General features: G+C 38.2%; 16 protein-coding genes. 15 read left to right on the top strand and 1 reads right to left on the bottom strand.

The features are described from left to right. Position 1 precedes the first annotated feature (1 nt). The 8 genes from NDQ75_RS03795 to NDQ75_RS03760 all read left to right on the top strand — a co-directional run bounded on the left by NDQ75_RS03795 (position 2) and on the right by NDQ75_RS03760 (position 9,062). Positions 2 to 1,060, top strand: a complete 1,059-nt coding sequence (locus tag NDQ75_RS03795; protein ID WP_202028681.1) for a VWA domain-containing protein — start codon at positions 2 to 4, stop codon at positions 1,058 to 1,060. Then, on the top strand, positions 1,050 to 1,985 hold the full coding sequence (locus tag NDQ75_RS03790) for a tetratricopeptide repeat protein (RefSeq protein WP_202028044.1): 936 nt from the start codon (positions 1,050 to 1,052) through the stop codon (positions 1,983 to 1,985). The genes NDQ75_RS03795 and NDQ75_RS03790 overlap by 11 nt, the downstream gene beginning before the upstream one ends. A gap of 6 nt (positions 1,986 to 1,991) precedes the next feature. Continuing rightward, complete coding sequence (locus tag NDQ75_RS03785; RefSeq protein ID WP_202028043.1) at positions 1,992 to 3,773, top strand: BatD family protein; 1,782 nt, start codon at positions 1,992 to 1,994, stop codon at positions 3,771 to 3,773. 2 nt (positions 3,774 to 3,775) lie between these two features. Further along, positions 3,776 to 4,555 (top strand): tetratricopeptide repeat protein, encoded by a 780-nt coding sequence (locus NDQ75_RS03780; RefSeq protein ID WP_202028042.1) that lies wholly within the window; start codon positions 3,776 to 3,778, stop codon positions 4,553 to 4,555. A gap of 63 nt (positions 4,556 to 4,618) precedes the next feature. Continuing rightward, positions 4,619 to 4,930, top strand: coding sequence for a hypothetical protein (locus NDQ75_RS03775; protein ID WP_202028041.1), 312 nt, complete (start codon positions 4,619 to 4,621; stop codon positions 4,928 to 4,930). A gap of 264 nt (positions 4,931 to 5,194) precedes the next feature. Next, positions 5,195 to 6,775, top strand: coding sequence for a SulP family inorganic anion transporter (locus NDQ75_RS03770; protein WP_202028040.1), 1,581 nt, complete (start codon positions 5,195 to 5,197; stop codon positions 6,773 to 6,775). Positions 6,776 to 6,854: 79 nt separating this feature from the next. Continuing rightward, complete coding sequence (locus NDQ75_RS03765; protein ID WP_202028039.1) at positions 6,855 to 7,481, top strand: carbonic anhydrase; 627 nt, start codon at positions 6,855 to 6,857, stop codon at positions 7,479 to 7,481. Positions 7,482 to 7,637: 156 nt separating this feature from the next. Continuing rightward, on the top strand, positions 7,638 to 9,062 hold the full coding sequence (locus NDQ75_RS03760) for an SDR family oxidoreductase (protein WP_202028038.1): 1,425 nt from the start codon (positions 7,638 to 7,640) through the stop codon (positions 9,060 to 9,062). 3 nt (positions 9,063 to 9,065) lie between these two features. Here the strand turns inward: NDQ75_RS03760 and NDQ75_RS03755 are convergent, their stop codons facing one another. Then, complete coding sequence (locus tag NDQ75_RS03755; protein ID WP_202028037.1) at positions 9,066 to 9,554, bottom strand: CvpA family protein; 489 nt, start codon at positions 9,552 to 9,554, stop codon at positions 9,066 to 9,068. 113 nt (positions 9,555 to 9,667) lie between these two features. Between NDQ75_RS03755 and NDQ75_RS03750 the strand changes: the two genes are divergently transcribed. The 7 genes from NDQ75_RS03750 (at position 9,668) to NDQ75_RS03720 (ending at position 17,967) form a co-directional block, all read left to right on the top strand. Continuing rightward, positions 9,668 to 10,024, top strand: a complete 357-nt coding sequence (locus NDQ75_RS03750; protein WP_202028036.1) for a hypothetical protein — start codon at positions 9,668 to 9,670, stop codon at positions 10,022 to 10,024. A 158-nt stretch (positions 10,025 to 10,182) separates the two neighbouring features. After that, positions 10,183 to 11,202 carry a phenylalanine--tRNA ligase subunit alpha gene (gene pheS, locus NDQ75_RS03745; protein WP_202028035.1) on the top strand — a complete coding sequence of 340 codons (1,020 nt, stop codon included), beginning with the start codon at positions 10,183 to 10,185 and terminating at the stop codon, positions 11,200 to 11,202. Between the two features lie 6 nt (positions 11,203 to 11,208). After that, positions 11,209 to 11,604 carry a hypothetical protein gene (locus NDQ75_RS03740; RefSeq protein WP_202028034.1) on the top strand — a complete coding sequence of 132 codons (396 nt, stop codon included), beginning with the start codon at positions 11,209 to 11,211 and terminating at the stop codon, positions 11,602 to 11,604. Between the two features lie 168 nt (positions 11,605 to 11,772). Then, positions 11,773 to 12,972 (top strand): pyridoxal phosphate-dependent aminotransferase, encoded by a 1,200-nt coding sequence (locus NDQ75_RS03735; RefSeq protein ID WP_202028033.1) that lies wholly within the window; start codon positions 11,773 to 11,775, stop codon positions 12,970 to 12,972. Between the two features lie 202 nt (positions 12,973 to 13,174). Beyond that, positions 13,175 to 13,687 (top strand): GbsR/MarR family transcriptional regulator, encoded by a 513-nt coding sequence (locus NDQ75_RS03730; protein WP_202028032.1) that lies wholly within the window; start codon positions 13,175 to 13,177, stop codon positions 13,685 to 13,687. 2 nt (positions 13,688 to 13,689) lie between these two features. Then, positions 13,690 to 14,811: an efflux RND transporter periplasmic adaptor subunit gene (locus tag NDQ75_RS03725; protein ID WP_202028031.1), complete on the top strand. Its 1,122-nt coding sequence runs from the start codon at positions 13,690 to 13,692 to the stop codon at positions 14,809 to 14,811. 6 nt (positions 14,812 to 14,817) lie between these two features. Continuing rightward, entirely contained in the window at positions 14,818 to 17,967 is a 3,150-nt protein-coding gene (locus NDQ75_RS03720; protein ID WP_202028030.1) for an efflux RND transporter permease subunit, read from the top strand. Positions 17,968 to 17,971 lie beyond the last annotated feature (4 nt).

Raw genomic sequence — 17,971 nt, 5'->3', positions numbered from 1 at the left:
TATTTATCAATTAGACGAAAAAATATATTTCTATGTGCTGACTTTATTGCCAGTGCTGTTATTGTTGTTTCTAGCCTTTAAGTTTTGGCAAAAGCGTGCACAAAAGCAATTTGCGGATGCAGACTTGTTGGATAGACTAAGTCCCAACCGTTCAACATTTAAATCGGCCTTGAAATTAATTGTAGTTATGCTTGCTTTGGCAAGTTTGGCGATTGCTTTGGTAAATCCTAAAATCGGAACCAAGCTTGAAACGGTGAAACGGGAGGGAGTAGACGTTGTTTTTGCTATTGATGTTTCCAAAAGTATGGCTGCGGAAGACATAGCGCCTAACCGATTGGAAAAAGCCAAGCGAATAGTATCCGAAATCATTAATAACTTGGCGAGCGATCGTATTGGAATCATAGCCTACGCAGGACAAGCTTTTCCACAATTGCCCATTACAACCGATTATTCCGCGGGGAAAATGTTCTTACAGAGCATGAATACCGATATGATGTCCTCCCAAGGTACGGCCATCAACGAAGCTATAGATTTGGCGACTACGTACTACGACGATCAAGATCAAACGAACCGCGTATTGTTTTTAATTTCTGATGGGGAAGATCATTCGGATATGGCAATAGAATCTGTTGAAAAAGCCAAGGACGAAGGGATTAAAATTTTTACTATCGGAGTGGGAACAGCAAAAGGAGGCCCTATTCCTTTACGGATAAATGGAATTATAGATTCCTACAAAAAAGATCAGAATGGAGAGGTGGTTATTACCCAGCTGGATGAGAATATGTTGAGTAGCATTGCTTCCGAAGGTGGCGGTGAATACATTAACGGTAGTAACACCGAAGAAGTTGTTGATTTTGTAACCGATACCTTGAACACTATGGAAAAAACTGAATTTGAGTCCAAGCAATATGCAGATTTCAAAGATCAGTTCCAGTGGTTTGTTGCCATCGCAATTGCCTTATTGTTTTTAGATATTTTCTTATTGGAAAGAAAAACGGTTTGGATTCAACGATTAAACTTGTTTAACGAGAAAGCAAAAGGAGGGGAAGATGAAAACTAATCAAAATTCAAAAAAAGGATTTAAAGAGTCTAACTTAGTTTTTTTAACTATTTTGGGGCTTTTTTTAGGGATAAACGCACAAGCACAAGATTCCGAAGCGTTGGAAAGAGCTAAAGAAAAGGCGCTTTCGGTTTCAAAAGAATATACGTTCCAAGGGAATGAGATTCTTCAAGAAAACAATGATGTGGTAGAAGCGGAAGCAGCGTATAGAAAGGCGATTGCCAAAAGTGGTGAAAATGCCAAGGCAAAGTACAATCTTGGCAACGTTTACTACAATGAAAACAGCATGGGGGAGGCTTTCATGAGATTTAAAGAGGCAGGCAATACGGCTAAAACTAAAGAAGAAAAACATAAGGCATACCACAATTTGGGGAATGTTTTTATGAAAAATAAAGAATACCAAAAAGCAGTGGAGGCTTATAAGGAAGCATTGCGTAACAACCCTAAAGATGAAGAAACACGGTATAATTTAGCCTTGGCTAAAGAAATGTTGAAAAAGCAACAGGAAGAGAACCAGAATAATCAAGATCAAAACCAAGATCAGGATAAAGACAATCAAGACGAAAATAAAGATAACCAAGATCAGCAGGATAAGAAAGAAGGAGACGAAGGGGAAGAGAAAGATGATGATCAAGGAGATCAAAAAGATGATAAAGGAGAAAATAATGACGAAGAGGGAGAAAACCCTGAAGATAATAAGCAAGATGAAGGGAAAGAAAATCCCGAGGATCAACAAAAACAAAATCAAGGAGATAAGCCACAAGATCAGCAGCAGCAACAGCAGCAGCCAAGACCAAATCAGCTATCGCCTCAGCAGATAAAAAACATCTTGGAAGCGATGAACAATGAAGAAAAGAAGGTTCAGGATAAAATAAATGCTGAAAAAGTGAAGGGAGTTCCTGTAAAATCTGAAAAAGATTGGTAAAGAAACATGAATATTAGATTATTAATAGCGACATTTTTAATACTGCTTACGGGAATTTCGCATGCCCAAGAAGAGGGTGTGCAGTTTGAAGCCAAAGTAAGTAAAGATAAATTGGGCGTTAATGAACGTTTGCGTATAGAATTCACTATGAATAAGGATGGCGATAATTTTACGCCACCTAATTTTAATGGATTTAGGGTGGTTATGGGGCCAAACCAATCCATAAGCAATTCTTGGGTGAACGGAAAACGAAGCTTTTCTAAATCGTATTCCTATATTCTAACGCCAAATTCAAAAGGGACATTCACCATCAATCAGGCAACGGTAGAAATAGCAGGGAATGTATATAAAACGCAACCAGTACGAATAGAAGTAACAGAGGCTGTAAACGATCCCAACGCGCCACCTTCCGCAGATGACATCGCTGATGATAATCTACATTTGGTTGCCGAAGTATCTAATGCGAATCCGTATTTAAATGAGGCGGTGAGCGTGGTGTACAAATTATATGTGAGTCCGCGTATAAACGTTTCCAACTTTCTCCCAAAAGCAAACCCTAAATATAATAATTTCTGGTCGCAAGATATTAAAGTGACTCGATATCAAGTAGAAAATGGAACCTACCAAGGGAAACAATATCGTTATGTAGTTTTAAAGAGAGTTGTTTTATACCCTCAAAAGACGGGCAGTTTAGAATTGGAGCCACTTGCATTGGACGTAACTGTAGACGTGCCTACGAATAGAAGGGATATTTTTGGTGGACGATTATTCACCCAAACAAATAAAACTGTTACAGCAGGAAAGCGAACCATTAATGTAAAACCATTACCAGAGCAAGGAAAGCCAGCAGGTTTTACTGGTGCTGTAGGTCAGTTTGATTTTGATGTGGTATTGTCCAAAACCGATTTAAAAGCGAATGAGTCGTTAACCGCAAAAGTTAAAGTTAGCGGAAATGGAAATTTAAAACTCTTTAACCTTCCAAAATTAACGTTGCCGAGTTCTTTGGAGGTGTACGAACCGGAATTTGAAGAGAATATTAGCACTTCTATTTCTGGGATGAAAGGAAGTATAACCGATAACTATACGATCGTCCCGCAATACCGAGGGAAATACCCAATACCAACGGTTGCTTTCTCCTATTTTGATCCTGAAGAAGAAGAATACAAAACAATCACCTCGCAACAGGCATTGGTTAATGTGTACGAAGGGCCTTCGAGCGCTTCTGAAGTAGCTTCGAATGCAGATACCAATACGAGTGCCAAACAGCCCGTTGCGGTTACAGGGAATCAATTTCGATTTATAAAATTGACTACCGATTTATTCCCGAAAGAGTCATCGGCTTTCTTTGGTTCAACGTTGTTTTATTTATTGTTATTGCTTCCACTTCTATTTATTCCTATAGCAATCTTCATAGGAAAAAGAAGAGCCGCGATGGCAAGTGATGTCATAGGAAACCGAGTGCGCAAGGCGAATAAGTTGGCCAAGAAATATCTTTCCGAGGCAAAGAAAAACCTTGGTGATAAAGATGCGTTTTACGAATCTTTGGAAAGAGCTCTACACAACTATTTAAAGGCTAAGCTGAAGATTGTAACATCAGAATTCAGTAAAGAAAAAATAAGTGAATTGCTGCTTTCTAAAAATGTAGAACCGCAGGTAGTGGAAGATTTTATTACGCTGCTAAAGAATTGTGAATTGGCGAGGTACTCACCAAGCACTATGGCAGAAATGGAAAGGGATTATAATAAAGCGGCAGAAGTGATTTCTTTAATTGATAAACAATTGAAATGAGGATGAGGCATAAAAATATATACAGTCAGTTTTATGTATGGGTTGTTTTTACCCTTTTCACTTGTTTAGCTTTCGGACAAAATGAAGCATTGTTCGAAAAAGGAAATAGCTTTTACAACAACGGTAAATACCAAGAAGCCATTGAGTCATATTTGCAGATTGCTGAAAACGGTGAACATTCGGCGGCGCTTTACTATAATTTGGGAAATAGCTATTATAAATTGAACCAAATAGCTCCGAGTATTTATTACTACGAAAAGGCTTTGTTGCTAGACCCTGATGATCAAGATGTTTTAAACAATTTGCAGTTTGCCAAAAACATGACCATAGACGCGATTGATGTAATGCCGCAAACAGGGATTGATAAGCTTTTTGAAAACTTTATAGGAAGACTGTCTTATAATTCCTGGGCTATATTGGCCATCGTTGGTATGATATTGTTCGTAATATTATTTTTACTGTATTATTTTGCCGCGTTTAGCACTAAGAAACGAATTTACTTCGGCTTGAGCGTTCTTTTGCTTATTATTTCCGTTGCCAGTTTTGGTTTTGCTTATCAGCAATACGATTTGGAGCAAGGAAAAAGGCCTGCCATTATTTTTTCTAAAGAAACTTCCATAATGTCCGAACCCAATATGGGAAGCAACGAAGTTTTTAAATTACACGAAGGCACAAAAGTAAATGTGTTGGAAGTGTTAGGCGAATGGAATAAAATAAAACTTGCTGATGGTAAAATTGGTTGGTTGCCAAGTAGCGAACTAAAAGAGATTAAAGACTTTTAAGCTTCCTTAACAAAAAGTTCTTCAAAAAACAGTATATTTAACTGTCTTATAAAAAGATTGTTAGTGTTAAATACGAATAAGAAAATATTTATTTGCTTCTTTTTGCTGGTTTTCTGCTTTTTTTTAATAGCCCCAACTATTATTACGGTTGTTGAAAAAAATGCGGAGGTTTCTGTTTTTTACAACTTAGCTGAAGAAGAAAAAAATGATGTTGGTAATGAGCTCAAAGAAATTAAGCAGCTTACTTCATCAAGCAATACTAGCTTTCCCATTAATGCAATTATTAAGAAAAGGGAAAATTATCACTATCATATTTCCCATCATTACGAGCAAGTAATAGATGTAATAATTCCTCCACCAGAATTCATTTCTTGAATACTATTCATGTTGTAGATTTTGATGTAGCTGTGTTTTTAAAGCAAATGATCCATATCTACTTTATTCCAATTATCTTATTAGAATTTAATTTTTCAACCAAAACCATCATAATGGTCGTTTTTAAGGGGATAACACAAAGTTCTGTATTAGGTTTCTAAATGCATAAGCTCTGTTGAGTAGGACAGAAAGTTATAAAACGTAATAAGAACTGGTTATCCAATCAGCAATAAACCCGACATTGTGAAAAAATAAAATAGAATTATGTTTAAACATTTAAAGAAAGATTTACCAGCCAGTATAGTAGTGTTTTTTGTGGCACTGCCACTTTGTTTAGGAATTGCTTTGGCAAGTGGAGCTCCTCTTTTTTCTGGACTCATAGCAGGAATTATTGGTGGTATCGTGGTAGGTAGCATTAGTGGATCTCAAATTGGAGTTAGTGGTCCGGCAGCTGGATTGGCGGTTATTGTTTTAAGTGCCATTGCTACTTTAGGCTTCGAAAACTTTTTGGTTGCTGTTGTAATCGGTGGTGCCTTACAAATAATCCTCGGACTTTTAAAAGCTGGAATTATTGGGTACTACTTTCCTTCATCGGTAATCAAGGGGATGTTGGCAGGTATCGGTATAATCATTTTTTTGAAGCAAATCCCTCATGCCTTTGGGTACGATAGTGATTACGAAGGGGATCTTAATTTTTTCCAACTTGACGGTGAAAATACATTTTCTGCATTGGGCGAGATGTTTAATTATATTTCACCGGGTGCTTTACTGGTTTCCAGTATTTCCTTAGGAATTTTATTGCTTTGGGAACTTGTACTTGTAAAGAAAAGCGATTTTTTTAAAATTGTACCAGGTCCTTTGGTAGCAGTAGTTTTCGGAGTGTTATTTTATGTTTTGGTCGATCCGTCTTCAGTTTTAGCTATCGCAAAAAATCATTTAGTATCGGTTCCGGTTCCAGAGAGCACAGACGATTTTATAGGGCAGTTCACCTTTCCTAATTTTGCTGCAATTACCAATCCGCAGGTGTGGATTTCAGGTTTTACCATTGCCATAGTAGCTAGTTTGGAAACACTGCTTTGCGTGGAAGCAACTGATAAACTTGACCCCGAAAAAAGAATAACCCCAACCAATCGCGAATTATTTGCACAAGGTACCGGTAATATGGTTTCTGGCTTTATTGGTGGATTGCCTATTACGCAGGTAATTGTTAGAAGTTCTGCTAATATTCAATCAGGGGCAAAAACAAAACTTTCTGCCATTATTCACGGTTTCTTCCTATTATCTTCCGTGATATTAATTCCAACGCTCTTAAATAAAATTCCTTTGGCCGTGTTAGCAGCCGTACTTTTAGTAGTTGGATATAAGCTTGCAAAACCATCTTTGTTTAAAAAAATGTTCAGCTTAGGAAAAGAGCAATTTATTCCTTTCGTAGTGACCGTTTTAGGGGTAGTGTTTACCGATCTTCTAATGGGAATTGGTTTGGGATTGGCCGTAGGGATTGCAATCATTCTTATTAATAATTATAAGAATTCTCATTTTCTTCATATTGAAAAGAAAGAGAGTGGCGGGCATTATGTTAAGATGACCTTAGCGGAAGAGATTTCTTTTCTGAATAAAGGCGCGATTTTAAAAGAGTTAAACGATCTTCCAAATGATACTTTGCTTGAATTGGATGTAAGAAAAACCATTCGATTGAACTATGATATTCTAGAAATATTGGACGATTTCGTGTTGAAAGCAAAGGAAAAAAATATTGAAGTAAAGTTGATTTCAGAGAAAGGGGTAATACACAATCCGCCCAGTTTTACAGCAATATTTAAGGGGAAGGATAAATCGGCAGCATAAATTAAGTATGATTTGTTATAAAATTTGATGGCAGGCGCTGAACCAATTAAAAAGTTTAATTTTAAAAAAAATTATTACCATGCAATTAGATAAAGTTTTTGAAAACAATAAAAAATGGATAGCTTCTAAACTGGAGGTAGATGCTAACTATTTTGAAGAATTAGGAAAAGGGCAAAGTCCAGAATTACTATATATAGGTTGTTCGGACAGTAGAGTTACAGCAGAAGACCTTATGGGCTTGGGCCCAGGAGATGTATTTGTACATAGAAACATAGCCAACATGGTGGTGGGCACAGACCTAAACTCAATGTCCGTTATAGATTATGCAGTAAACCACTTAAAAGTGAACCATGTAGTTATTTGCGGGCATTATTCCTGCGGAGGTGTGAAAGCCGCCATGCAATCAGCAGATTTAGGGTTGTTGAACCCATGGTTGCGAAATATTCGTGATGTGTACCGTTTGCATAAAAAAGAACTAAATGCAATGGAAGATGAAGAGAAGCGTTACGAACGTTTGGTGGAGCTTAACGTGCAAGAGCAGTGCGTTAACCTAATTAAAACCGCTACGGTTCAAAAAGCAGTGCGAAATAGAGGCTTGCAAGTTCACGGTTGGGTGTTTGATATCCACACAGGAAAACTTATCGATCTTAAAATAGACCTTGATGGAATCCTTAAAAATATCATGGAAATCTATCATTTGGATTAATTTCCTTTAAAAATCTATTCATTAAAGATCCCAACTTTGTTTGGGATCTTTTTTTTTTCGTGCTTTCTTGAGAATGAAATATGAACACTTGCTGACTGATGAAGATTTCAGCTTGGTTTTTCGTATCTTAAAGAAAAAAAGATTGCTGTACGAAAAATGAAAAAAATTCTACTTACCGGAGCAACGGGGTATATAGGGAAGCGATTGCTTATTGCTTTGTTGGAAAACGATTATTTCGTGGTTTGCTGCACGAGGGACAAAATACGGTTCGAAATGCCCACGGGCGAACTGGCAAAGAACATTGAAGTGATTGAAGTGGATTTCCTGGAAGAAGAAACACTTACTGCTATTCCAAACGATATCGATGGGGCTTATTACTTGATGCATTCCATGAGTAAATCGGGGAATTACCAAGAAAGAGAAATTACTTGTGCTGAAAACTTTAAGAAGTATGTTTCAAAAACCAATGTCGATCATGTTATTTATTTAACCGGGATTGTAAATACCGATGAGCTTTCCCATCATCTGGAATCTAGATTACAGGTTGAAAAAGTACTTTCTGACGGGGATTACAATTTTACGGCTTTGAGGGCTGCTATCATTATTGGTTCGGGAAGTGCTTCTTTTGAAATTATTCGCGATTTAGTGGAAAAATTACCGGCGATGATTGCTCCGCGGTGGGTCGAAACAAAATGTCAGCCCATTGGAGTTGCTAACGTGCTGGACTTTTTAGTAGCAACACTTTTTAATGAAAAAACCTACAATGCCAATTTTGATATTGCCGGCCCCGATGTACTTAGCTATAAAGAAATGTTGCTGCAGTATGCCGAAGTACGCGGATTGAAAAGGCATATTTACACCGTTCCTGTAATGACGCCAAAATTATCTTCCTACTGGTTGTATTTCGTGACTTCAACCAATTACAACCTAGCCATTTCTTTGGTGGATAGTATGAAGGTTCCTGTGGTGGCTAGAAATAGTAAAATCAACCAAATTACTGGGGTGAAGCCCTTTCCGTATAAAAAAGCCTTACAACGCACACTTTCTAAAATAGAAGCCGATGAAATAATTTCTGGTTGGCGAGATAGTTTTGTAAGCAGTAGAAAAGACGATAATCTTGCTCAATTTATGGAGGTGCCCAGACATGGGTGTTTTGTTGATAAAAGAAAGCGGGAATATGACGACCGTGAAAAATGCATTCAAAGAGTTTGGCAACTGGGTGGCGACAACGGTTGGTATGCCGATGGACTTTGGAAAATTAGAGGATACATGGACCAAATGGTGGGGGGTGTCGGACTCAAACGGGGGCGTACCCACAAAAACTTTTTACACGCTGGCGATGCCATCGACTTCTGGCGGGTGCTATACGCAGATAAAGAGAAAGGAAGATTACTTTTACTCGCGGAAATGAAACTCCCCGGAGATGCGTGGCTCGAATTTAGAATTGAAGAAAATATGCTGGTTCAAAAAGCCATTTTCAGACCCAAAGGAATTTGGGGAAGATTGTACTGGTATTCCGTTTTTCCTTTTCACGGAATTGTTTTTAGCGGAATGTTGAAGAGATTGGCGGTTGGGAAATAAATGTTAAGCGGTTTCCCGTAAGACCCAATCAAAAATAAAATTACCAATATCTTTTACAGGTTGATAGACTACGGAACTCTCCAGCGCTTTTTGGTCTATAAACCCGAATGTTTCATTGCCACGGTCTAAAAAAACTAAAACAGCCCCCAAAATAATCGCTATTTTAAGTGCACCAAATACAGCGCCCAGTATCCTATTTAAAAATCCAAGTGCAGCTAGGCTCGCAATTTTGGTGAGTAGTTTGCCCAGTAAAGAAACGGCTAGGATAATGATGATAAAAGTAACGGCAAACGCAGTAAGGTTAATATATTTCGGTTCCCAATCCACTTTTTCAACAAGAAAATCGCCCACAAAATAAGAGAAATGAATGGCGCCATAAATTCCAACAACCAATGCCAATAGGGACGCCACTTCAATAAAAAGACCTTTCATAAAACCACGAACCAACCCAAAAAGTATTAGTCCGCCCAAAACAATATCGATGTAATTCATTTAAAGGATAACATTTAAACAAATATACATGTTTGTAATCGAATCTACTTTTATAGGTCGTGACTTATCTTCAGAAGTAATAATCTTTCTATTTTTGCATAAAAATATATCAAGTGGCTAGAGACGAGGTTTTAAAAATGAAATGGGAAACGTTGGTTGAAAAGTTGTCCCAACAGTTTGCAGATGGAGACGAACTGGAATTGGATGCCATTATTTATTTAATTGGGGTACAGGAGCTTGGTCAGCTAAACCGAAAGTTTAAAAAAGACGAAAAGCTCAATCTCATGCACATTGCCATTTGCAGATTACTGGAGCCATACGGGTACTACGAGTTCGATTTTTACGATGACGACGGATGGCCACATTATACTATGAAAGAACAATTGCCCATTCTAAAAGCAGGTGAGCAATCTATTTTGATGAAAGAAGCTATTGTGCAATATTTTTCTGAGGGAGGCTACTTGGAGTAAAGTGCTATTTCTTTTGTTGCTGTTAGTAATCTCTAAACAAAATGCCTAGCGACGGTCAAGTTGTAAATCTCACTTAGTGAGTAAAATCATAAAAGTTGAGAAACTGCAATATTTTCTTCAGAAATCTGTAAATTTGCGCTTCCAAATAAAAATGGGTTATGATTGATACAATTAAAGGGCATATTGAAAAGGTAAATGCTTTTTCGGCTAGTACTTTAGATGAAGTTGAGGCATTCAGAATTGAATATTTAGGAAAAAAAGGATTGCTAAACGATTTTTTTGCTGAATTTAAAAATGTTCCTAACGAACAAAAGAAGGAATTTGGACAAGTTATCAATCAGCTGAAAGGCGCTGCTCAAGAAAAAGTAGCTTCGTTAAAAGAGGCTCTTAGCAATAATACAGCTTCTGCCCAAAAATATGGCGATTTAACCCGCCCTGCAATGCCATTGGAATTAGGAGGAAGACACCCAATTTCCATCGTCAAAAATCAAATTATCGATATTTTCTCTCGAATAGGATTCAATGTTTCCGAAGGACCGGAAATTGAAGACGATTGGCATAACTTTACTGCTTTAAACTTACCTGAATATCACCCAGCTAGGGATATGCAGGATACTTTTTTTATACAAACCAATCCCGATGTTTTATTGCGCACGCACACTTCATCGGTACAAGTGCGTTACATGGAGGGAAATAAACCGCCTATTAGAACAATATCTCCGGGACGTGTTTTTAGAAATGAAGCCATTTCATCACGTTCGCACTGCTTTTTCCACCAAGTAGAAGGATTGTACATTGATAAAGGCGTTTCCTTTGCCGATTTAAAGCAAACACTTCAGTATTTTACGACTGAAATGTTCGGGAAATCCAAAATTCGCTTACGTCCGTCGTACTTTCCATTTACCGAGCCAAGTGCTGAGGTGGATGTGTATTGGGGACTGGAAACCGAAACAGATTACCGTATGACTAAAGGTACGGGTTGGTTAGAGATAATGGGCTGCGGAATGGTAGACCCAAATGTTTTGGAAAATTGCGGAATCGATTCCAAAGAATATTCCGGATTCGCATTCGGTATGGGAATAGATAGGATTGCCTTGTTGCTGCACCAAATTTCTGATATTAGAATGTTGAGTGAGAACGATATCCGTTTCTTAAAGCAGTTTAAATCGGTTTTATAAGTTGTTATGAAGAAGGATATTGAAATTCCGATTGCAAACGATGTCTACGTGGCCGCGGTAAACGAGTGGGATGAAAAACACCTTGCCAAAACTTGGTATGTTTATCTTATTAATAACAGGGATGAAGCCATTGAAGCCACTATTCTAGTTTCCAAAGGATATGGCGAAGGAATGCTAACGTCCACCATGCGTCATGGTTTGGGCACATTGGAAGCCAAATCTTACCGAAAGGTGGAAATTATTCAGGAAGATGTTTTTAAGTTGACAAACGAGTATTTCATTACTTTTTTTGCTGAAAACAAACTGTTTGAGCGTAAATTCCTATTTGATCCACATCAAATTTCAGAAAATAACGCCACCACTATTCCATTAATGGAGGTTGAAGGAGTGCTTGCCAAGTAACTTCGCACAGATACATTTCATTTTAACATTTTTGCTTAGAAAAAGGATGGAATCCATCCTGTAAAATGATTGATTCAAAAATTTACTGGATAGGTTTTGTGATATTCTTATTGCAATCTTTGCAATTCTGTGGTAACTTACACAATGCAATTTCACAAACTTGTTACCATGAAAAACCCGAAAAAAGTAAGCAGAAGAGAGTGGTTTAAAACCGGAGCCTTAGTTGCAGGCGCCATGGCTTTAAATCCGATGGAACTTTGGAGTCATTCTGTTGAAAACGCCATTGGAAACAACAATGCGTTTGTGTTTAGTAACAGCTACGAAGGATTTAATGAATTTACACCACCAAAGTTTCCCGACTTAAGTACGCTAAAGGCAAGATTACTTTGGAATGAGAATCCGTACGGACCTTCGCCAAAGGCAGCCGAAGCATTTAAAAATGCAGTAGTAGAAGGAAACCATTATTCATGGAATTCTTTAAGTAAATTGGTAGCTAAAATTGCAAAGAATGAAGGGGTAAATACCAACCAGATAATGATGGGCCCTGGATCTTCTGATTTACTCGAGAAAACCGCGATGGTCTATTTTAAAAATGGAGGAAATGTAGTTTGTGGAGACCCTTGTTATATGTCTTTAATTCAAGTGGCGAAAGCTTCCGGAGGAAACTGGAAACCCGTAAAACTTACCAAGGATTTTCAGCACGATTTAGATGCGATGGAAGCGGCTATAGATAAAGATACCAAACTTGTCTATATTACGAATCCGAATAATCCTACAGCAACACTTACAGATACAAAGAAGTTATACGATTTTTGTGAGCGTGTTTCAGAAAAAGTGCCAATTTTTATTGATGAGGCATACATAGAACTCTCAGAAGGAGGATTGAAGAATAGTATGGCTCCATTGGTAGCTAAAGGAAAAAACATTTTTGTGGCGCGGACTTTTTCCAAAATTTATGGGATGGCCGGACTACGAATAGGATACATGCTGGGGAATGAAACGTCACTTGATAAAATCAATGAAATAACCCGGGGCGGAATGGGAATTACCGGTCCGTCAATCGCAGCGGCAAATGCAAGTTTGGACGACACTGAATTTATATCCGATTGTAAAGTAAAAATTGGGAAAGCCAAAAAGACTACTTACGAACTGCTAAAAGCTAAAAACATTCCATATCAACCCTCCCAAACAAACTTCATACTTTTCCCTATTCCGATGGAAGGTGATGCGTTTTTGGAAAAAATTTATGAGCATAAAGTAGCGGTAAGAACTTTTAAGTTTTGGGACCAGCACTGGTGTCGAGTAAGTATGGGAACCGAAGAAGAGATGAAACACTTCGCTACAGCAGTAGATACTATTTTAGTTTAATAAATACAGAATTCCTAAGTCCTCACCAAAGTCAAGTAATTAATACTGAGCTGAACGGCTCAGATTAAGTCCTTCTCGATAATTTATGCTCCTTTTGTGGGCTTTATGCGGTGGGGCGGTTTCCCAATTAACGTTACTTTAACTTCTATTTGGTTCGGTTTTTACCGAACTAAACGTAGCTTTGATTTTTTTATTGGATTTTATGATTAAGGAGTTAGAAATAAGTAACCAAAAGAGCAAGATTATTGAAGAAATGGGCGTCTATTTTGAATGTCAAGATGGAATGTCCCCACTATCCTCGAGGATTTTTGCGCTGTTGGTTTTAGAAGGAAGTAAAGGAGCTACTTTTGAAGAAATCGTGGAGGCGTTGGAGATAAGTAAGAGTTCGGCTTCAACAAATTTGCAGTTGCTTCAATCCATGGGGCGCATAAGCTACTATACCAAACCAGGCGATAGAAAACGATATTTTAAGGCTTCTGTCAATAGTTTGATCAATCGCTTGGATGACAAAATAGAAGCTTGGAAGCGAGAACGTTGTCTTCATGAGAGAGTCGCCTCTTACCGAAAGAATGTCATCACATTAACAGATTTGGATAAAAAAGAAGTGGAAAAGGACTTGTCTTTTAATCTTCAGTATATAGAGTTTGTGGATGTGATGATTCAAAATTTAGGCAAACTGAAAAACAATATTTTACAAACCGTCAATCAAGAATAAATATGAGTTTTAAATTCTATTCTAAACTAACCGTTGTAATTTCAGTCTTCTTTTTACTAACAGGCTGTGCCGAAAAGAAACAACAACAGGAACAACAACCCATGCCATTTCCTACGGTGAAGATTGAAAAAAGGGATGTTACAACGTATAAAAGTTACCCAGCGAGTATTCAAGGAGAAGTTAGTAGTGAAATAAGGCCTAAAGTTTCCGGGTACATTCAAGATGTCTTGGTAGATGAAGGTGAAAAAGTCAAAAAAGGACAGTTACTTTTCCGACTTGAAACGGAAAGCCTCACCCAAGATGCTGATGCCGCCAAGGCAAGTGTGGATGTTGCCCAGGTTGAGGTAGACCGACTCAAGCCTCTCGTAGAAAAAGGAATTATCAGTAAAGTACAATTGGAAACAGCTAAAGCCAATTTGGCGCAGGCAAAAAGCAATTACAACAGTATAAATGCCAATATAAACTATGCTGCTGTAAAAAGTCCAGTCGATGGAGTTGTAGGCTCCATCCCTTTTCGTCGTGGAGCTTTGGTAAGTGCCACCAATCGAGTGCCTTTAACTACAGTTTCAAGCATTGAAAGAGTCTATGCTTTCTTTTCCATGAATGAAAAAGACTTTATTTCCATCATAAGAAATATGAAAGGAGAGACTTTAGATGAAAAAGCAAAAAATACCAATAAAGTGAGCCTGATTTTAGCAGATGGTTCCACTTATGAAGAAGAAGGAACCGTGGAAACCATAACTGGGAATATCGATCCGCAAACAGGTACCGTTTCCTTTAGGGCAACTTTTGAAAATCCCAAAGGTATTTTAAGAAGCGGAAGTAGCGGAACCATTAAAGTGCCGCAAATTTATGAGTCGGTTTTAGTGGTGCCGAGTTTATCCACTTTTGAACAGCAAGGAAAGAAGTTTGTTTACAAGGTAGCCGAAAACGATAGCCTTTATGAAGCTTCTATAAAAAGTATAGATGAAACCGATAAGTTTTTGGTAGTAAAAGAAGGAATAGAAGAAGGAGATGAAATCTTGGCCAAAGGGGTAGGCAAGGTGCAATCAGGTATGAAAATTGTTCCGCAGCCAACCTCATTAGACAGTATTTTTAATTCTTTCGACACCGTATTTAAATAATCAAACATGTTAAAAGTATTTATAGAAAGACCGGTTTTATCTACCGTAATATCTATTGTAATTACCATCTTGGGGGTGTTGGGTATATTGAGCCTTCCGGTAACTCAGTATCCAGATATTGCGCCTCCTACTGTTCAGGTAACTGCCTCTTATCCGGGAGCCAATGCTGAAACTATTTTAGAGAGTGTAATTGTTCCTATTGAAGAGCAGATAAATGGTGTGGAAGGAATGACTTACATTACTTCTACCGCCAGTAACGATGGAAGTGCATCCATTACGGTTTATTTTGAACAAGGATACGACCCCGATATTGCGGCGGTAAATGTACAGAACAGGGTAGCACGAGCCAACGCTTTATTGCCTTCGGAAGTAATTCGTTCTGGTGTAATTACCCAAAAGCAGGAAAACTCTGCTTTAATGTATGTGGCTTTGTATTCCACTAATAAGGATTACGATGATGTTTTCCTTCAGAATTATTTAAATATCAATGTCCGACCCGAAATTCTTCGTATTAAAGGAGTTGGTGCGGTAAACGTATTTGGTGCCAAGGAGTATTCCATGCGAGTTTGGATAGACCCTGATAAAATGGCGAACTATTCTCTTACCAGTAACGATGTTATTGGCGCCATTAACGAGCAAAGTTTAGAGGCTGCCGCGGGTTCTATTGGTCAGAATGCTGGAAAATCTTTTGAATATGTTATAAAATACAAAGGCCGATATAAAACAGCTCAAGATTATGAAAACATCATTATAAAATCTTTGGGTAATGGCAGATATTTACGATTGAAGGACGTTGCTAAAGTAGAACTGGATGCCCTTTCCTACGCTTCTTTATCGAGGTCTAAAGGAAATCCGGGAATTAACTTTGGGGTTTTCCAAACCCCGGGCTCCAACGCGCAGGAGATTATCAATGAAGTCTATAATAAATTGGATGCGTTGGAAAAAGACTTCCCAAGCGGTGTTGAATATTTGGTGAATTACGACACCAATAAATTTTTAACTGCATCCATAGACAAGGTGAAGCATACACTTATTGAGGCTTTTCTTTTGGTGTTTTTAGTTGTATTTGTCTTTCTTCAAGATGTAAAATCAACTTTAATTCCGGCTATTGCGGTGCCTGTTGCAATTATTGGAACGTTCTTTTTCTTACAGCTTTTGGGCTATTCCATTAACTTGCTGACACTTTTTGCACTAATTCTCGCCATTGGGATTGTGGTAGATGATGCCATTGTGGTGGTGGAAGCTGTCCACGCAAAACTGGAAGGAGGCTACGATAATGCCAGAAAAGCGTCCATTTCGGCAATGAGTGAAATTAGTGGGGCGATTATTTCCATAACATTGGTAATGGCAGCCGTTTTCATTCCAATTACATTTATTCAAGGTCCTTCCGGGGTGTTCTATGAGCAATTTGGAGTGACTCTGATTATCGCGATTTTGATTTCCGCAGTAAACGCCCTAACGCTGAGTCCGGCGTTATGTGCCATTTTCTTGAAACCCCATAAAGAAGATGGGAAAAAGAAAAAGAATCTAATTCAGCGTTTTTATAGTGCTTTCAATGCAGGTTTTGAAGCCACTACCCATAAGTACACAAAATCATTAGGTTTTTTACTGAAGCACAAATGGATCACTGGAATTATTTTAGTGGCTGCCGTAGCTGGGATATTCTGGGCAAGTAAAACGACAGCAACAGGTTTTGTTCCTACGGAAGATAGAGGAGTTATATTTGTAAATATAGATTTACCGCCAGGATCTTCATTAGACCGAACTTTTAAAACTACGGAAGAGCTTTACGATATTATTGAAGATATTGAAGGTATTCGAACGGCTTCCCTCATTTCTGGAAGTAATTTCTTCTCGGGTGCCGGAAGTTCCTATGCATTAGGATTTATAATTTTAGAAGATTGGGATGAACGGACTACCGATGCTACTTCCATGGAAGGAATTACGGCTCAACTTTATCAAAAAACAGCTGGGTTAAGCGATGCAAAACTTATTTTTTTCCAACCGCCTAGTATTCCTGGCTTTGGTTCTTCAGAAGGGTTTGAGGTACAGTTGCTTGATCGCGTAGCGCATTCCTTGGAAGATTTGGATAAAGTGGCCAGCGAATTTGCTGGTGCTTTAATGCAGCATCCGGAAATTGGTTTTGCCAATAATTCCTTCAGCACAAATTTCCCACAATTGGAAATGGACATCAACATCGCGAAGGCCAAAGAGGCAGGTATTTCTGTGAGCGATATTATTTCTACTCTTCAAGGATATATTGGAGGATTTTATGCGGCGGACTTTAGCCGATTTGGTAAGCAGTACCGTGTTTTTGTACAGTCAGAACCAGAAGACCGTTCTGAGGTTAGTAGCTTGAACAGTATTTACGTAAGAAATAATGAAGGTGAGATGGCTCCAGTATCCTCTTTTGTTACCTTAAAACGTGTGTACGGACCACAGTCAGTAAACCGATTTAACTTGTTTAATGCGGTTACCGTAAATGGGTCGGCTGCGCCAGGTTTTAGTTCCGGGGATGCCATAAATACCATTAACCAAGTTGCGGAAGAAACACTTCCGAATAATTATGAAATTGCTTATTCGGGCTTAACAAGGGAAGAGATTGCGTCTACTGGACAGTCGGGATTAATTTTTGCACTTAGTATTTTGTTTGTGTATTTCTTTTTGGCGGCTCAGTACGAAAGTTATATTCTCCCATTTTCAATTTTACTTTCACTTCCAATCGGAGTTATGGGAGCCTTTCTAACAACGAAATTTGCAGGTTTGCAGAACAACATATATTTCCAAATTGCACTTATTATGCTTATCGGATTGTTGGCTAAAAATGCTATTTTGATTGTGGAATTTGCTCTTCAACGACGTCGTCAAGGTGTTGCATTGGTAGAAGCGGCAATCGATGGGGCTCGCGTTCGACTTCGACCTATATTGATGACCTCTTTCGCTTTTATCCTTGGTTTAATGCCCTTGGTATTGGCAAGTGGCGTAGGTGCAGAAGGAAACAATTCCATTGGGACAGGTGCCGCAGGAGGAATGTTAATTGGAACCGTGTTAGGGGTATTTGTAATCCCTGTATTATTTGTTGTATTTCAGTGGTTACAAGAAAAAATTAGCGGTGCTCCAACACCAAAAGTTGAACAAGAAAATAGTGTAGAATAGTATG

The organism is Galbibacter mesophilus, from assembly GCF_023721415.1.
Taxonomy (GTDB): domain Bacteria; phylum Bacteroidota; class Bacteroidia; order Flavobacteriales; family Flavobacteriaceae; genus Galbibacter; species Galbibacter mesophilus.
Note: the sequence above shows the minus strand (reverse complement) of the source record. Positions and strands in the feature narration are given on the sequence as shown.